The following is a 16,085-nucleotide window of genomic DNA, read 5'->3' on the forward strand; positions in this document are numbered from 1 at the left end:
ACACAAATTCATGACTGAAGAGAAGACGAATCGGCCGATTGGTTGCGTTTTGCGACTTCGACATCTAGTCGCTGCGAGCTATTCGCAACGCAATTAACGCAATATGTTGGGGTTGAACTGATTTTCAATCACAACCTGATGCGGATTTCCTGTCTTTCTCGTAAGGTTCATTTTTCTCCTGAGAGGCGAGTTTCTCCGTGCGAATCCGGTTCGGGAATTCGCACCGCGCGCAAAAACCACCGATCCGGCGATCGGCGGTGACAGAAAATCGTGGAAAACTCGAAACTTTCCCGGCGTCTCAGCCGAGTTCTTCGTGCAGCCGGTCGCTTTCGGCGAGACGCGCAACGGCGCGAGTCGAACGGTAGATGGCGCTGTTCGAACCGTGCTCGGAACATTCCACCGATTCCACCCAGCAGCGGCCGCCCGTGGCTTCCCGGACGATCTCGTCCGCCTTGTGGAAGGTCATCTCGGCCATCCGCTCGCAGCTCGTCCCCGGCACCACCCGGACGCGGGCAATGCCGCGTTCACCCAGCGCTTCCAGCGCCGGGCGTTCCGGATCGTCCTCAGCGACAAGAAGCGAGTGATCGAACATCTCGTGCAGCCAGTCGCGGATCTTGCCGAAACCGCCCTTGCCGAAATCGAGCACCCAGCCGCGCTTGTCGAGCTGTTCGGCGGCAAACACGAAGCGGAAACCGAAGGAATAACCGTGCAGGAGGCTGCAATCGCTGTCCGCCGCCCATTGCCGCGAGCAACAGGACAGGCCGCGCTCATTGCCATAGGTCTTGGTGGAAAGATGGGCCATTGCCTCACGCTCCCGACATCGCATCCGTGATCAAGGGGACAAACCTGCCCCACCCTCGCCGGCATACCCAGCGATCCTACCACGTCTGCACATGAGAAGGAGGAGATCGCGTGGCAGGCCCTAGGGGAATCGAACCCCTCTTTCCAGGTTGAAAACCTGGCGTCCTAACCGATAGACGAAGGGCCCGCGGCGATGAGGGCCGTCGTATAGAAAAGCCTGAGACCGCTTGCAAGCGGGAATTTCGCAAAAACGTCAGTCTTGCGCAGTTGCCAGGTCGTCCAGTTGCAGCTGCACCCGCTTGCGGCCCTGCCAGGCATCGCACTTCACCCGGCCGACCGCATGCCAGAGCCCCTCGCCCGCGCTGAGCAGCGCCTCTCCGAGCGGGGTGTCGGCGGTGCGGAAACTGATCCCCTGCACGCTCGCGCCACTGAGATCCTGCAGCGAAAAGCGCACATGGTCGGTGCCGACTCGCTTGGCGAAGCTCACCCGGACCCGGGACAGCGCGAAACGCGGTTCCGGATTGCCCTGACCGAAGGGACCGGCGCGCTCGAGCATCTCGGCAAGCTCGACGGTTACGCCGGAGGCTGCCAGCACACCATCCGCCTTGAGCGCCATGGCGTCGCCGGCCTCTGCCAGTTCCGGCGCGAGACGCTCGTCCAGATAGGCGACCAGCGCATTGATCCGGTCGGCTTCCACCGTCAGGCCGCCGGCCATCGCATGGCCACCCCCGGCCAGCAGCAGCCCTTCATGGCGCGCCGCGGCGATGGCGCCGCCGAGATTGACGCCCGGCACGGAGCGCCCGGATCCCTTGCCAATCGCGACCTCGCCCTGGCGGTCGATGCCGATGACGATGACGGGCTTGGAGAACCGGTCCTTCAGGCGGCCGGCGACAACGCCGATCACGCCGGGATGCCAGCCCTCGCCCGACGCAACCAGCACCGCCCTGCCGGCGCCCTGTCGCTCCAGCTGGGCCAGGGCCTCATCCTGCACCGCCGCCTCGATCGTGCGGCGCTCGGCATTGAGCGCGTCGAGCTCGGCAGCGATACGCGCAGCTTTCGCGGGATCGTCCGTGGTCAGCAAGTGTGCGCCCAGATCGGAACGGCCGACCCGGCCCCCGGCATTGATGCGCGGTCCGATCAGGAAACCGGCGTGATAGACGCTGGCCTCGCCGTCGATACCGGCCGCGTCGGCCAGGGCCTTGATGCCCGGCTGCAGCCACTGGCTCATCACACGCAGCCCCTGGGCCACCAGCGCCCGGTTCAGCCCCTCCAGGGCCACGACATCGCAGATCGTGCCCAGCGCAGCGAGATCCATCCATTGCATGATGTCCGGCTCGCCGGTCTCGCCGAAGGCGCCGCGCCGCCGGCCTTCGCGATTGAGCGCCGCCAGCAGCACGAAAGTGACCCCGGCCGCGGCCAGATGACCGCATCCGGACGTGTCGTCGGGTCGATTGGGATTGACGAGTGCCGCAGCCGGCGGGAAGTCGTCGTCCATCAGGTGATGGTCGATGACGACAATATCGAGCCCGATCCCCGCCCCGTGCCGCAGGGCTTCATGCGCTGCAGCGCCGCAGTCCAGCGTCACCACGAGTTCGGCGCCGCGTTCGCGCAAGGTCTCGAAAGCCTTCGCAGACGGTCCGTAGCCTTCCTCGATCCGGTCGGGAATGTAGATATCGGCGTCCTGGCCCACATGGCGCAGCCAGCGTACCAGCTGGGCGGCAGACGTTGCACCGTCGACGTCATAGTCGGCAAAGACTGCAATGCGCCGGCCGGCCTCGACGGCGTCCCAGATCAGCGCGGCGGCCTTGTCCATGTCGGCGAGTGCCGACGGGTCGGGAAACACGTCGCGCAGACGCGGCGACAGATACAGTCCCGCCGTCTCCGGCGGCACACCGCGTGCGGCGATGACCCGGGCCAGGGCGTCGGGCAGGCCGTGCTGGCGGGCAATGGTGGTCACGGCAGCCTCATCGGCCTCGCGCAGGCGCCATTTGCGCCCGCTCAGCGAGTGCTCCACCCCCAGAAGGGCGTCTGTCTGCCGTGTCGTGACGTCCGTGACCATCCTCTGTCCGTGCTAGCCCAGCGGCCGTGCCGACCGGATGCGCCGCACCGAATGATCGGCCGAATCGAGCAGCAGCGTATGCGTGTGGACACGCCCGCCCGAGGTGCGGACACCGTCGACCAGGTCGCCATCGGTCACGCCGGTGGCGACGAAGAGGCAGTGGCTGGCAGCCAGTTCGGAAACATCATACTTGCGGTCGAGATCGGTCACGCCGACACGCGCTGCCCGGGCGCGCTCGTCATCATTGCGGAAGAACAGGCGGGCCTGCATCTGGCCGCCGATGCACCGCAGCGCCGAGGCCGCCAACACGCCTTCGGGTGCGCCGCCCTGGCCGATATACATGTCGACACCGACGCCGAGACCCGCCGCGCCCATGGCGCCGGCGACATCACCGTCCGGGATCAGGCGCACACGGCCACCGACGGACTTCACACCGTCGATGATGTGCTGGTGACGCTCGCGTTCCAGCACGCAGACCGTGATGTCGGACGGGGCGACGCCCTTGGCCTTGGCCAGGTTCTTCACATTCTCCGCCGCGCTGGCATCCAGGTCGATCACACCGGAGGGCAGACCCGGACCGACGGCGATCTTGTCCATATAGGTGTCCGGCGCGTGCAGCAGGCCGCCGCGCAGCGCAAAGGAGACCACGGCCAGCGCATTGGCCTGGCCCTTGGCGGTCAGCGAGGTGCCTTCGAGCGGGTCGAGCGCGATATCGATCTCCGGGCCTTCGCCGGTCCCGACCTCTTCACCGATATAGAGCATGGGCGCTTCGTCGCGCTCGCCCTCGCCGATCACGATCCGGCCCTTCATCGGCATGGCGTTGAGTCCGTTGCGCAGGGCGTCGACGGCGGCCTGGTCGGCGGATTCCTTCTCGCCGCGGCCGATCCAGTCAGAGGCCGCAACGGCCGCAGCCTCGGCTGCACGCACCGCCTGCAGCGCCAGATTTGTCAGGGCACGGGTATCGCTCATTCTTCGTCTCCGGTCATCGCCCGGCACACGCCGGGCACACATTGAGTTCAGCTTTGCGGGTCTTGTGGCGGCGTTATGCGCGCTTGTCCCTCATTCACGAAATCGGACGCGCTGGACGGCGTGTCCTGCCCTTCACGGTCTTCCGCCTCGGCATTCAGCGCATCACGGCGCTCCAGCAGCCGGCGCGCCTGGGCGTCCATTTCCGCGCCTTCGCCACGCGGCAGCGTGCGTTCGGGCACGGTGCGCGGTGCGGCGCGGTCCTCCACACCGGCTTCCAGACGCTCCTCGACCCAGTCGGGATGCGTGGCTTCCACATCCGGCATATCGACCGCTGCGCAGCCTCCCAGAAGGGCGGCAAGACCCGCGGTCGTGACAAAGCGATGCATGACAACTCCTCGCGCTGGACGCGCGACGCGCTTTCTATACGCTGATCGGTGTCAGAGTCACCTGCCGAAGACAAGGACAATCGATGCCGGGCAAGACGGAAAACGACGCGCAAGACCGCGACTCCAACCCCTGGGCCGGCATGACCGCAGCGGAATGGGAGGCGCTTGACGAGGTGTCGCGCAATCTCATGCAGGCCTCGCTGAAGTCGCAGAAACTCATGTCCGAGGTCGTCCAGAAGGCGCTGGAAGGCGAAGCTGTGCTGCCCAAAGCCGACCCGTTCAACGCCGCCCCCGAATTCGGCGAGGTCTGGAATCATATCGTGCACCAGCCCGAACTGATGATGCAGGCCCAGGCCGACCTGATGAAGGGCTATCTCGATCTGTGGTCGAACACGACGAAACGCTTCATGGCCGGCGAAGACGATGGCGGCGGCGCACCGGTCATCGAGCCGGAAAAGGGCGACAAGCGCTGGAAGAGCGAGGACTGGTCTGCCAATCCGGTGTTCGACGCCATCAAGCAGTCCTACCTGCTCAACCAGCATTTCCTGATGGGGCTGGTGCGCAATGTCGAGGGTGTCGACGCGCGCACCCGGCGCAAGGTGGAATTCCTGACCCGGCAGATAACCGACGCCCTGTCGCCGACCAATTTCGCCCTGACCAATCCGGACGTGCTCCGCGAAACCATGGCCTCGCGCGGCGAGAACCTGACCCGAGGCCTGCAGAACCTTATGAGCGATCTGGAGGCCGGTCACGGGCGGCTGGCCCTGCGCCAGACCGACACGGCAGGCTTCCAGGTCGGCAAGGATCTCGCCACGGCGCCCGGTCAGGTGATCTTCCAGAACGATGTGATGGAGCTGATCCAGTACGCCCCCGCGACCGAGACGGTGAAGCAGCGGCCGCTGCTGATCGCGCCGCCCTGGATCAACAAGTTCTACATCATGGATCTGCGGGAAAAGAACTCGATGATCCGCTGGCTGACCGAGCAGGGCTTTACGGTCTTCCTGATTTCCTGGGTCAATCCGGGTCCGGAACTCAAGGACAAGACTTTCGCCGACTACATGCATGAAGGCCTGTTTGCGGCACTGCACGCGATCGAGGCGGCCACGGGCGAAACATCGGTGAATGCCGTGGGTTACTGCGTCGGCGGCACGCTGCTCGCCAGCGCCCTCGCCTGGCTGGAAGCGGAAGGTCAGGCCGACCGGATTGCCTCGGCGACCTTCTTCGCCGCCCAGACGGATTTCGAGCAGGCCGGCGACCTCCTGCTGTTCATCGACGAGTACTGGCTCAAGGAGATCGAGCGCATCATGGACGCCCAGGGCGGCGTGCTGGACGGACGCTCCATGGCCGACACGTTCAACCTGTTGCGCTCGAACGACCTGATCTGGTCCTTCGTCGTCAACAACTACCTGCTCGGACGCCAGCCACAGGCTTTCGATCTGCTGTACTGGAATTCCGACCAGACCCGCATGCCCAAGGCGCTGCACCTGTGGTATCTGGACAATCTCTACCGCAATAACCGCCTGTCGCGGGGCGAGCTGGAGCTTGACGGCCACACGCTCGATCTCGGCGCGGTCAAGACACCGGTCTACATGCAGGCCTCGCGCGAGGACCATATCGCGCCCTACCCGTCCGTCTATCGCGGCGCCAAGCGGTTCGGCGGACCGGTCCGCTTCCTGCTGGCGGGGTCGGGGCATATTGCCGGCGTGATCAACCATCCGGCCGCCGGCAAGTATCAGCACTGGACGAATGACAAGCTGCCCAAGACCGTCGAAGCCTGGGTCAAGGGCGCCAAGGAGCATCCCGGCTCCTGGTGGGCCGACTGGCGCGACTGGCTCTATGAACGCTCCGGCGATGACGTGCCGGCCAGAACGCCGGGCGATGGCAAGCTGAAACCGATCTGTCCGGCTCCGGGCCGCAATGTGCTGGTGCGCAGCGACGCGCCGCAAAAGGCCGACGCCTGACACGCCCCGCATTCCCGTCCGGAGTGAGCTGGCGTTTACGCAAACCCTGGGTTTTTCTTGCGCTGCAGCGTATCCTGGCTAGCCTCGACCGCGTATGACCGTGAGACAGGGAGATTGCCGTGCAGGATGCCGCTGCCAACCGCGAACGTCACATGCTCGGCTTCTTCATCGATGCCGATGGCAAACGGCGTTTCGACCGCTTCCACCTGCTTGCCCATGGCGACCGGTGGGACGGGGAAATCCTGCGCCTGACACCAGGCCGGTCCGACGCCATCGCGATCGCGGTCTCCGGACGCGTCAACGGCGCGGAACTGGAACTCGATCTCGACCGCCGCGACCGCCGGCCCGCCGAGGCGCTGCGCGTGCGTGCAGAAACACCGGACATCGATGCTGGCTATATCGGCACGCTGGATCTGCAGCCGCCGGGAGATGTCCGCACGCGCACCCCCTATGTTCTGGAAGAGGCGCCCGCCGTCCGGCTCGACCCGAGCTCCACGCATGGCTGGGGCACGGTTGCAGTCGCGCCGCTGGCCAAAGGCGCCGAAGTCCTTCCGATCCGCGGTCCGTTCAGCGCGGTGCAGACCCCCTATTCCTTCCGGACCTCCAACGGCCGTCATGTCGAACCGACCGGCTATGGCCATTTCGTGAACCATGCCTGCGAGCCGAGCTGCGAGATTGTCTACCGGCCGGACGGGCGGCCTGTGCTTGTCGCGCGCCGCGATCTTCCAGCCGGAACCGAAATCACCTTCGACTACACGGCAACCGAGGGGAAACTGGCCAACAGCTTTGCCTGTCTTTGCCCCGCTGACGCGCATAAAATCTGAACAAAATCCTGAGATTGCAGCGCTCTGCCCTTGCTCCCACGGCACCGCGCTGCAAAGACTGCGGCCAGACCGTTAACGCTGCGACGAGGACAGGACATGCTCGACACCCGATCGCTTGTCAGCGCCCTTGCGCTTATCCTGACGATCGGGATCCTGCTGCACTTCGTGAACTGGCGCATCCACCGTACCAGCGAGGGCGCGAAATTCTGGTGTATCGGGCTGAGCGTCCAGACCGTCGGCCTCTTCCTGTCGGCCGCCTTCAATATCGGTCCGGACACCGACCCGGTCTTTCTCTTCTGCATGAACATGATGGTCAGTTCCGGCCATGTCCTGATGCTGTTCGGAACCGCCTCCTTTGCCGAACGCCCCTTCCGGCCGTATGTCTATGTCCTCCTTATCGGCATCATGGCCCTGGGCTATGGCTGGTTCTGCCTGGTCGACACGAATGTCATCGGCCGGGTGCTGACACTCGCGAGCATCCTGATCGCGACGAACATGCTCAGTCTCACCCGGCTGTGGACCATCGCCCGGCGCGACGGACCGGACGGCGCCGTGGTGCTGGGTGCCGCCATGATCGCCACGATTCTGGTCTCGGCCGCCCTGTTCGGTCTGCAGCTGACCAACGGCGCGGCGGTCCAGAATGTCTATGACAGCGACAACCCGCTCCTGCCCGTTGCCGTAATGACGCTGATCGCCTTCGAGACGACGACGATCTTCGGCTATCTGCTGCTGAGCGCGGGCTATTCCCAGGCCCGGCTGAGCGAATTGGCGCTCACCGACCCGCTGACCGCGCTGGCCAATCGCCGCGCCTTCGATCGCGAGATCGTGCGGCGGCTGGCAACGGCGAGCGCGCCGGACCGCCAGATCGCGATGATCCTGTTTGACATCGACCGCTTCAAGCAGGTCAACGACACGCATGGCCATGATGTCGGCGACCGGGTTCTGCAGCATATCGCCACGATTGCCCGCTCGGTCTCCCGGCGGCGCGATGTGCTGGCCCGCATCGGCGGCGAGGAGTTCGCCATCATCGTCGACGAACGCGACAGCACGGCCCTGGAGCCCCTGGCCGGCCGCCTGCGCTCGGCAGTCGAGGCGTCGCCGGCGCGGGTCGAGGGACTGCATGTCCCGGTCACGGTCTCGGCAGGGTGCGCCCGTGCGGTCTGCCGCGATGCGGCCGATGTGGAAAAACTGTTCCGCGCCGCCGACACGGCGCTCTACGCCGCAAAGTCGAACGGCCGCAACCGGGTGGAAATGGCGCCCGCCTCCGCCGGAACAGCCTAGCGCTCGAAACGCACGCGCACCGGCGCGCGGCGCCCGGGCCCCTGCATCGCCGTGCGGACATGGGACTGGAAGCGCAGATTGGTCATCATCACCTGGTCGTCGAAGGCTTCGGCGAGGAGATCATTGTCGACGATGAAGCTTTCGGTTTCCGACGGCGGCGGCGCGACAAAATAGATCCAGGCGAACTCGCCATCGACCTCGGCGCCGACATAGCTCAGATCGAACAACGCGCCCTCACCGTCCGCCATCCGGAAACGCTCACCGGCATAGGCGCCGACCGTTTCCAGCCCGGCTTCGGTCCCGAGGAATTGCGCCGCGTCCTGTTCATCGCGATCGAGCGCAGTCAGGAGGTCGTGGGCGAACAGCCGGTGCACGATCTCCATCTCGCCGGTGCGCGGATTGACGGCGATCTCGGTGACACCGGCATGGACGCGATGGGCACTGGCCGGCGCTGCCACAAGCAGAACACCGGCCAGGCTCGTCAGAAGTGTGCGAAGCCGCAGCATTCGCGCAGGTCCTTCCTATTGCGGACGCGTACGGATCGAGTCGCGCGTCACGCGCTGATCCATGTCGTCCATCATCGTGTCGTTGTCCGAGGACGAACGGTAGACTTCCAGCCGGGTCGGTTCGATACGCGGCGGGAAGAAATTGTCGGACCGGTCCGCATCGGCCGTTTCGTGTAGCGGATCGAGCTCCACCGACACGACCTCGCGATCGGTCATGTAGGTCCAGGTGACATTGTCCGGATTGTAGCGCCAGACCTCGGCCGGGATGCGCACGATCTCGGTGCCGCCATCCGCGAAGGTGAATTCGAGGATGATCGGCATCACCACACCGCCCTGGTTGGTGAAGTCGAGATAGTAGATGCGCTCGTCGCTGTCGACGATTGCGGCTTCCCAGTCCTCCAGCTCCTCGCGGAAGCTGTCATAGGCCTCGCGTTCGCGATTGGTCACCGTGTGGGCGTCATTGCGCGAGTAGAAGTCAACCACTTCCGGATTGCGGGCCTCGTAATAGGCGATGCCTGCCTCGCGATTGCCGGCCTGGGTCAGGCTTTCCGGATCGGCGTCGTCCTCGGCGCGCTCGCGGGCATTCTCGATCTCCGGATTTTCCGTGTTGAACGTGCCCTCGATCACCCGGTCGAGCGAGATATCGACATGATCGGTCGAGTAGAACCAGCCGCGCCAGAACCAGTCGAGATCGACACCGGACACCTCTTCCATCGTGCGGAAGAAATCATACGGCGTCGGCCGGCGGAAACGCCAGCGATTGGCATAGGTGCGGAAGGCCTCGTCGAACAGTTCGCGGCCCAGAATGGTCTCGCGCAGCACCACCAGCGCCGTCGCCGGCTTGCCATAGGCATTGCTGCCGAATTGCAGCACCGAATCCGACTGCGTCATGATCGGCATCTGGTTGGTCGACACCATGTAGTCCGCGATCAGGTCCGGATCGCCGCGGCGGGACGGGAAGTCCTCTTCCCACTGACGCTCGGCCTGGAATTGCAGGAAGGTGTTCAGGCCTTCGTCCATCCAGGTCCACTGACGCTCGTCGGAATTGACCGTCATCGGGAAATAGATGTGGCCGATCTCGTGGATGATAACGCCGATCAGACCGCGCTTGGCGCTGCGCGAATAGGTCAGATTGCCGTCATCATCGACCACCGGGCGGCCATAGGTGCCGCCATTGAAGGTGATCATCGGATACTCCATCCCGCCCTGCGGGCCGGCGATCGATTGCGCCACCGGATAGGGATAGGGGAAGGAGAAGGAGGAGTAGACGTCCAGCGTGTGCTCGACAGCCCGGGTCGAGAAGGCCGACCACAGCGGCTCGCTCTCATTGGGGTAGAAGGACATCGCCATGACCAGCTCGGGCGCCACGCCCTCGCCGTCCTGTTCGACGCCGACCGCATCCCAGATGAATTTGCGCGAACCGGCCCAGGCGAAATCGCGGACATTCTCGGCGCGGAATTCCCAGGTGGCTTCGGACCGCGTGCCCCGGCGCTCATTGGCGCGGGCTTCGGACGGCGTCACGATGAAGACCGGTTCTTCGGAGGTCCGGGCTTCTTCCAGACGATCACGCTGGGCCTGGTTGAGAACGTCTTCGGGGTTCTGCAGCACACCGGTCGCGGAGACGATGAAGTCCTGCGGCACGGTGATGGACACGTCGTAATCGCCGAACTCCAGGGTGAACTCGCCGCGGCCCAGGAAAGCCTTGTTGTGCCAGCCTTCATAGTCCGAGAAGGCCGCTGCACGCGGGAACCATTGCGCGATCTGGTAGATGCAGTCGCCGCCGGTATCCTCGGTTTCCTCGAAGCATTCCCAGCCGGCGCGGCCGCCGATCACGCCGGTCTCGATCAGGCGATAATCCCACTCGATGTTCAGCACGACGCTCTCGCCGGTCTCCAGCGTGTCGTCGAGATCGATCCGCATCAGCGTGTCGACAATGGTGAAATCGACCGGATTGCCGTCGGCATCGGTCACGGCGGTGATGTTATGGCCATAGCCGTCATCGGCGATCTGCTGGCGCCGGCGCACGGCAGAGGCGGAGATGCCTTCCGGATTGGAGCCGCCGACACGGCCCGACGAGCGGCCGCCATCGCCGACCGTCTCGGTCATCACTGCGATGGAATCAGGACGAAAACGGTTCTGGTCGAGCTGGAACCACAGGAAGTCCAGCGGGTCCGGCGCATTATTGGTGTAGGTGACCGTCTCGGAGCCGTAGAGATGTTTCTCGTCTTCATCGAGACGGATATCGATGTCGTAGTCGACGTCCTGCTGCCAGTAGTCCGGCCCCGGCGCGCCGGTGGCGCGGCGCTCACGGTTCGGCGAGGGCCAGTCCTCGTCCTCAAGCTGGCGGAAGGCATCGCGCCAGTTGTTCGTGGTCTGCTGAATCGGCTGAGCGGCCGCAACGTTGAACGTCGCGGCCGCTGTCGCCATGGCAATAAGACTGAAGCTACGCATATTCCAGGTTCCCCATACCCCTAAAACGGGCTCTCTTCGGGAACTCATTTAGCGTCTGCCCCGGACCGCGTCACCCCGCGGTTACGGTTTTGTCATCTTCCGGACTGATTGCCGCAGCCGGAGCCGTCTGGCCGTTCTCCCGGCCGAGCGACATCAGCCAGGCGCCCAGACCGATGAGCATCAGGAGGAGACCGACCAGCGCACCCAGCACCGGCACGGCACCCAGTGCAGCTGAAACCGCCAGCACCAGCATCAGGGACAGAAGACGCATACCCATGCCCAGGGGCTGTTCCGGCTTGCGGTTGAGCACCAGATCCCCGACCGCCAGCGCGCCCAGCGCCAGGCACAGCAGCAGGAAGGGCAAGTACAACACCAACATGATCGGGATCAGCAGAGCTCCGATCACAGTGATCGCCAGCAACACCGTCATGATGATCAGGAAGACCGGCGACAGGGCGAAGCTGATGAAGCCCAGGAATCCGGAGACCAGCGGCTTGCGGCGGAAGGTCCGTGCTACCCGCGCGGTGCCGCGCGGCGTCATCAGCACGGCCAGTGCGCCCAGCAGAAGCGCTGCGCCCGGCACAGCCAGGCCCAGGAATTCGAAGGGCGCACCGATGATCTCCCAGGGACCGTCGATATCGATATCGATATCGTCCCAGTGCTTGGCGCCGAAATTGAACGGCTCGTATTCATAGTCGACCGTGCCGATCTGCGCACCGGAAGCGACAACCGGCTGGGACGGGCCGCGCACGGAGATCTCGCCGGTCACCCGGGCCGAATCGAGGATATAGACTTCCTCGGCCAGGATCTCGACATCGCCGTCAATCAAGCCCGACAGAGTGACTTCGGAGCCTTCGATATCCACGTCGCCGCGGACGGTACCGGCAATCTCGATCTCGCCGCCCGCGACCTCCAGACCGTCGGCGAAGACAGCGTCGCTGTGCACGCCGACATATCCGCCGGCCAGCTGGACCATATCGCCAACGGTCGCCTCGATCTCGACATTGCCGCCGGCTGCAGCGAGTTCGCCGCCGATCGTACCGCCGATACGGACATCCCCGCCGGCTGCGCTGACATCGCCGGCGACATTGGCGTCGACTTCGACATCGCCACCGGCAATCTCGATGTCCTCGCCGACAGAGCCGCGGATATAGACGTCACCACCGAAGAAGTGGATCGAGCCGGTAACGTCGGCATCGATCCGCCCATCGCCGGCAATCGCGGAAATATCGCCCTGGACATTGCCGCGGACCGTCATGTCGCCGCCGAGGAAGACGACGTCATTGCCGCTGCCGTCGATCTCGACTTCGCCGCCGATCACCTGGGCACCCGCGGCGCCCGTCATTGCGGTGATGGCCAGCCCCAGGGCCATGATTGTGTGCTTGATGCTCATAACTCTCTCCCTGCGCCCCCCGGCAGTCAGGTCGGTTGTTGAAATGAATTCCGGTCCCTACCGGTTTCAGTTGTCGATCAGGTCTTCGCAGTCGCGGCGATCGCGCAGGGTAAAGACAAGGTCGTCCACACGGGCGCCCGACTCGACCACTGGCTGATGCTCGGCGAAGACTTCAAAGCGGCCATCAATGCGGGCCGTCGACGCGATGGTCACACGGATACCGCAGACCTGGCCGCCATCATGGACGCGGGCACCGATCTCGATATCGCCCTCATCGTCATAATCGCGATTGCGGCGCATCTCGTTGATCGCAACGAGTTCGAGCGGGCCATGAACCTCGCCATTGATCGTCATCGACCCGGCATGCGCCGACAGGCCGTCCCGGAAGGTCGCATCGACCTCCATATCGCCTGAGGCCAGGCTGGCAGAACCGGCAATATGGCCGCGCACCGTGAGATTGCCTGCCGCGATCGAGAGCTCGTCACCGGCCTCGCCGTTCCAGCTCACATCGCCACCGGCAATGGACACTTCGCCATCGACCTTGCCGGTGAAATTCACGTCACCCGCTGCGATCGAGACTTCGCCACCGACTTCAAGACCGTCGGCATCGACATCGCCCGAAACGAGGCTGAGATCGCCGCCCAGGCGGCCGCGCAGGTTCAGATCGCCGCTCAGACGGCTGTAATCGCCGTCGCGGTCGAGCACGATATAACCGTCCGCGGACCGGTGCTGGCGCATCATCTTGGCACCATCGCCTTCGTCGGCGACGACAATAACGCAGCCCGACGTCATCAGTGCGGTGGTCAGGGCCGTGGCAGCAAGCCAGAGCTTGGTCATTCAACTCTCCCATAACGTCCCGGACATCCTGCCACCTGGCGTTTTGGAAATCCGGGTCTACGCTCCCCAGCGTTGATTCAAACCATACATTATCGAAAAACGATATCAAGGAGATTTTTCCGTTTTTCGATAAATATTTTTTGAATTACGAGATGCCGCCCGCAGAAAGAAAGCCCGCACGCAGCCTGCCCCTTCCCTACGCGTCAAGCGCAGCTAAAATCATTCCCAATACACGGCGCCTGCACGTATGGGCGTACACGGGAGGATTACATGGCTGACACTCCGGCCGCCGGGCTCACCCCGGACACCGGTACGCAGGGCGTATCCGGACAGGTCTACAAGGGCGCCCATCTCGACCCGGCGCGCATTCGCAAGCCGGTCTTCAAGTCGCTGATCGAATCGAGAAACCGTTATGGCGGCAAGAAGCTCGCCGCCGTCGATGCCGACGGCCGGGAGCTCACCTATGACGATCTGGTGAAAGCCTCCTTCGCGCTGGGCCATGCCCTCAAGGCCGGGACCGAAAAGGGCGAGGCCGTCGGCGTACTCCTGCCCACGGGCGCGGGTGCCATCATCTCCTTCTTCGCGATCTCGGCCTATGGCCGGATCCCGGCCATGCTCAACTTCACCGCCGGCGAACGGGCGCTGAAGGCGGCCTGCCAGGCCTGCAAGGCCAAGCGCATCGTCACCGCGCACCGCTTCATCGAGCTGGGCGAGCTGCAGGAGCTGGAAGCCGAGCTGAAGAAGGATCACGAGCTGATCTATCTGGAGGATGTGCGCGAGAACCTGTCGCTGGGCGACAAGCTCGCCGCGGCCGTCGGCATGGTGATGCCGTCCCTGGTGCGCGCCCGTCCCGATCCGGACAGCCCGGCCGTCTATCTCTTCACCTCGGGCACGGAAGGCGATCCCAAGGGCGTCGTGCTCAGCCATGCCAACCTGCTGGCGAATGTCGAGCAGGTGCGCGACCACATCAAGATCTACCCGACCGATCTGGTGTTCAATCCGCTGCCGACCTTCCACTGTTTCGGACTGACCGGCGGCGTGCTGGTGCCGCTCGGCCTCGGCGTGCCGGCGATCTGCCATCCCACGCCGCTGCAGGCCAAGACCATCGTCAAGCGGATCGCCGAGACGAAGGCGACCATCCTGTTCGCCACCGACACCTTCATGAACCAGTATGCGCGGGCCGCCGATCCGGACGATCTGTCATCGCTGCGCTTTGCGGTGCGGAACGGGTCAAGGACGAGACACGCTCGGCCCTGCGCCGGCGCTTCAATGTCGAGATCGTCGAGGGCTATGGCCTCACCGAGGCGGCGCCCGTGCTGTCGGTCAACCAGCCGGAGAACAACCGCCCGGGCACGGTCGGCCAGCTGCTGCCGGGCTGTGAGGCGCGTCTGGTGCCGGTCGAGGGGATCGACGATGGCGGTCAGCTGCACATTCGCGGCCCCAATATCATGAAGGGCTATATCCGCCCCTCCGCCCCGCTGCAGCTGGAGGCGCCCGAGGGCGGCTGGCACGATACCGGCGATATCGTCTCGATCGACGAGGACGGTTTCATCCGCATCCGCGGCCGCGTGAAGCGTTTTGCCAAGCTGGGCGGGGAGATGGTCTCCCTCGCCGTGGTGGAGAACTGTGCCACCTCGCTCTGGCCGGACAGCATGCACGCCGCCGCCGCCATTCCGGACAAGCGCAAGGGCGAGCAGGTCATCCTGCTCACAGACGATGCCAAGGCCGACCGGGCGGACCTGGTCGCCTTCGCGCGCAATCACGGCATTTCCGAACTGGCGATCCCGCGCAAGATCATCCACGTCGAATCGATCCCGGTGCTGGGCACCGGCAAGACCGATTACGGCACCGTCCAGAAAACGGTGGAGGCGTTGATGGCCGACGAGCTGAAGCCAGCGGCCACCGAACCCGCAGAGTAGCGGATCAGAGATCCTCGCAATCGCGGCGGCCGAGGGCTTCCCACTCGAAGCCTTCGCCGTCCGGTCGCGTATGGGAGATCACCAGGAAGCCGCCTTCCAGCCGGGCACCGGACCGCAGCTCGACTTCCGCGGCGCAGATCAGGCCGCCCTGCCCCAGACGTCCTGAAATCTCGACCCGGCCATCGCCATCATTCCGGCCATGGCCACGCACGGTCACCGGCCCGTCGACATCGGCGCGCAGCACCATGTGCCCGCCATCCATCTCCAGCGATCCGTGCAGATGACCGTCCAGTGTGACCCGGCCGGCCGCGATTTCGGTATGGCCGGCAATGCGCGCATCGATGTCGGCCGTTCCGGCCGAGATTTCGGCATCGCCGCCGACTTCGCCGGTGAACCGCACCCGCCCGCCGGATGCTTCCAGATCACGGCCGACGATCATGTTCGAGCGCACGGTCGCGCCGGACAGTTCCAGATCCCGGCCGACCCGGCCATCGGCGCCGACGAACATGCCGGAGAATTCGGCATCGCCGGGCACGTCCACATTGCGCGAGGCCACCAGGCCGGCGGCATCGACCGAGCGACCCTCCCCCCTGCCGTGGACATCATAGGTACAGGCCGACAGGGCCGTTGCAGCCGCGGCGCAGAGCAGGAAAGGTTTCAGCATGGCATCCTCACGAGATCGGTTTTCGATCTCATGA

12 protein-coding genes, 1 tRNA gene and 1 pseudogene are annotated in these 16,085 nt (G+C 64.8%); 4 read left to right on the top strand and 10 right to left on the bottom strand.

Annotation, left to right across the window (positions count from 1 at the left end; translation table 11 throughout):
* Positions 1–298 precede the first annotated feature (298 nt).
* The 5 genes from JJ918_RS16280 to JJ918_RS16300 all read right to left on the bottom strand — a co-directional run bounded on the left by JJ918_RS16280 (position 299) and on the right by JJ918_RS16300 (position 4,215).
* Complete coding sequence (locus JJ918_RS16280) at positions 299–802, bottom strand: 6-carboxytetrahydropterin synthase (RefSeq protein ID WP_271186565.1); 504 nt, start codon at positions 800–802, stop codon at positions 299–301.
* Positions 803–913: 111 nt separating this feature from the next.
* Positions 914–988 (bottom strand) — tRNA-Glu (locus JJ918_RS16285).
* Positions 989–1,054: 66 nt separating this feature from the next.
* Positions 1,055–2,860 (bottom strand): single-stranded-DNA-specific exonuclease RecJ, encoded by a 1,806-nt coding sequence (recJ, locus tag JJ918_RS16290; RefSeq protein ID WP_291889715.1) that lies wholly within the window; start codon positions 2,858–2,860, stop codon positions 1,055–1,057.
* Between the two features lie 12 nt (positions 2,861–2,872).
* Positions 2,873–3,829: a class II fructose-bisphosphatase gene (gene glpX, locus JJ918_RS16295; protein ID WP_291889718.1), complete on the bottom strand. Its 957-nt coding sequence runs from the start codon at positions 3,827–3,829 to the stop codon at positions 2,873–2,875.
* 47 nt (positions 3,830–3,876) lie between these two features.
* On the bottom strand, positions 3,877–4,215 hold the full coding sequence (locus JJ918_RS16300; protein ID WP_291889722.1) for a hypothetical protein: 339 nt from the start codon (positions 4,213–4,215) through the stop codon (positions 3,877–3,879).
* A gap of 83 nt (positions 4,216–4,298) precedes the next feature.
* On the opposite strand from JJ918_RS16300, the gene phaC reads away from it, so the two are divergent.
* From phaC to JJ918_RS16315, 3 genes are all read left to right on the top strand, one after another.
* The gene (gene phaC, locus JJ918_RS16305) at positions 4,299–6,176 is read left to right on the top strand and encodes a class I poly(R)-hydroxyalkanoic acid synthase (RefSeq protein WP_291889725.1); all 1,878 of its coding nucleotides are present in this window, start codon (positions 4,299–4,301) and stop codon (positions 6,174–6,176) included.
* A 119-nt stretch (positions 6,177–6,295) separates the two neighbouring features.
* The gene (locus JJ918_RS16310) at positions 6,296–7,000 is read left to right on the top strand and encodes an SET domain-containing protein-lysine N-methyltransferase (RefSeq protein ID WP_291889727.1); all 705 of its coding nucleotides are present in this window, start codon (positions 6,296–6,298) and stop codon (positions 6,998–7,000) included.
* Between the two features lie 96 nt (positions 7,001–7,096).
* On the top strand, positions 7,097–8,281 hold the full coding sequence (locus JJ918_RS16315) for a GGDEF domain-containing protein (RefSeq protein ID WP_291889730.1): 1,185 nt from the start codon (positions 7,097–7,099) through the stop codon (positions 8,279–8,281).
* Here JJ918_RS16315 and JJ918_RS16320 read toward each other — a convergent pair.
* The 4 genes from JJ918_RS16320 to JJ918_RS16335 form a co-directional block, all read right to left on the bottom strand.
* Positions 8,278–8,787 carry a DUF6702 family protein gene (locus JJ918_RS16320; protein ID WP_291889732.1) on the bottom strand — a complete coding sequence of 170 codons (510 nt, stop codon included), beginning with the start codon at positions 8,785–8,787 and terminating at the stop codon, positions 8,278–8,280. The genes JJ918_RS16315 and JJ918_RS16320 overlap by 4 nt on opposite strands.
* 15 nt (positions 8,788–8,802) lie before the next feature.
* The gene (locus tag JJ918_RS16325; protein ID WP_291889734.1) at positions 8,803–11,238 is read right to left on the bottom strand and encodes a M1 family metallopeptidase; all 2,436 of its coding nucleotides are present in this window, start codon (positions 11,236–11,238) and stop codon (positions 8,803–8,805) included.
* 70 nt (positions 11,239–11,308) lie between these two features.
* On the bottom strand, positions 11,309–12,631 hold the full coding sequence (locus JJ918_RS16330; RefSeq protein ID WP_291889735.1) for a hypothetical protein: 1,323 nt from the start codon (positions 12,629–12,631) through the stop codon (positions 11,309–11,311).
* 66 nt (positions 12,632–12,697) lie between these two features.
* The gene (locus JJ918_RS16335) at positions 12,698–13,468 is read right to left on the bottom strand and encodes a hypothetical protein (RefSeq protein ID WP_291889737.1); all 771 of its coding nucleotides are present in this window, start codon (positions 13,466–13,468) and stop codon (positions 12,698–12,700) included.
* Between the two features lie 270 nt (positions 13,469–13,738).
* On the opposite strand from JJ918_RS16335, the pseudogene JJ918_RS16340 reads away from it, so the two are divergent.
* Positions 13,739–15,387, top strand: a pseudogene (locus JJ918_RS16340) (AMP-binding protein).
* A gap of 4 nt (positions 15,388–15,391) precedes the next feature.
* Here the strand turns inward: JJ918_RS16340 and JJ918_RS16345 are convergent.
* Positions 15,392–16,051: a hypothetical protein gene (locus JJ918_RS16345; protein ID WP_291889739.1), complete on the bottom strand. Its 660-nt coding sequence runs from the start codon at positions 16,049–16,051 to the stop codon at positions 15,392–15,394.
* Positions 16,052–16,085: the final 34 nt, after the last annotated feature.

Origin of the sequence: Maricaulis sp. (assembly GCF_017642925.1) — a bacterium.
GTDB lineage: Bacteria > Pseudomonadota > Alphaproteobacteria > Caulobacterales > Maricaulaceae > Maricaulis.

What these genes read in the sequence shown, in the direction of transcription:
- JJ918_RS16280 (WP_271186565.1), bottom strand. Translation starts at nt 802, where the DNA reads ATGGCCCATCTTTCCACCAAGACCTATGGCAATGAGCGCGGCCTGTCC.
- recJ (WP_291889715.1), bottom strand. Translation starts at nt 2,860, where the DNA reads ATGGTCACGGACGTCACGACACGGCAGACAGACGCCCTTCTGGGGGTG.
- glpX (WP_291889718.1), bottom strand. Translation starts at nt 3,829, where the DNA reads ATGAGCGATACCCGTGCCCTGACAAATCTGGCGCTGCAGGCGGTGCGT.
- JJ918_RS16300 (WP_291889722.1), bottom strand. Translation starts at nt 4,215, where the DNA reads ATGCATCGCTTTGTCACGACCGCGGGTCTTGCCGCCCTTCTGGGAGGC.
- phaC (WP_291889725.1), top strand. Translation starts at nt 4,299, where the DNA reads ATGCCGGGCAAGACGGAAAACGACGCGCAAGACCGCGACTCCAACCCC.
- JJ918_RS16315 (WP_291889730.1), top strand. Translation starts at nt 7,097, where the DNA reads ATGCTCGACACCCGATCGCTTGTCAGCGCCCTTGCGCTTATCCTGACG.
- JJ918_RS16320 (WP_291889732.1), bottom strand. Translation starts at nt 8,787, where the DNA reads ATGCTGCGGCTTCGCACACTTCTGACGAGCCTGGCCGGTGTTCTGCTT.
- JJ918_RS16325 (WP_291889734.1), bottom strand. Translation starts at nt 11,238, where the DNA reads ATGCGTAGCTTCAGTCTTATTGCCATGGCGACAGCGGCCGCGACGTTC.
- JJ918_RS16330 (WP_291889735.1), bottom strand. Translation starts at nt 12,631, where the DNA reads ATGAGCATCAAGCACACAATCATGGCCCTGGGGCTGGCCATCACCGCA.
- JJ918_RS16335 (WP_291889737.1), bottom strand. Translation starts at nt 13,468, where the DNA reads ATGACCAAGCTCTGGCTTGCTGCCACGGCCCTGACCACCGCACTGATG.
- JJ918_RS16345 (WP_291889739.1), bottom strand. Translation starts at nt 16,051, where the DNA reads ATGCTGAAACCTTTCCTGCTCTGCGCCGCGGCTGCAACGGCCCTGTCG.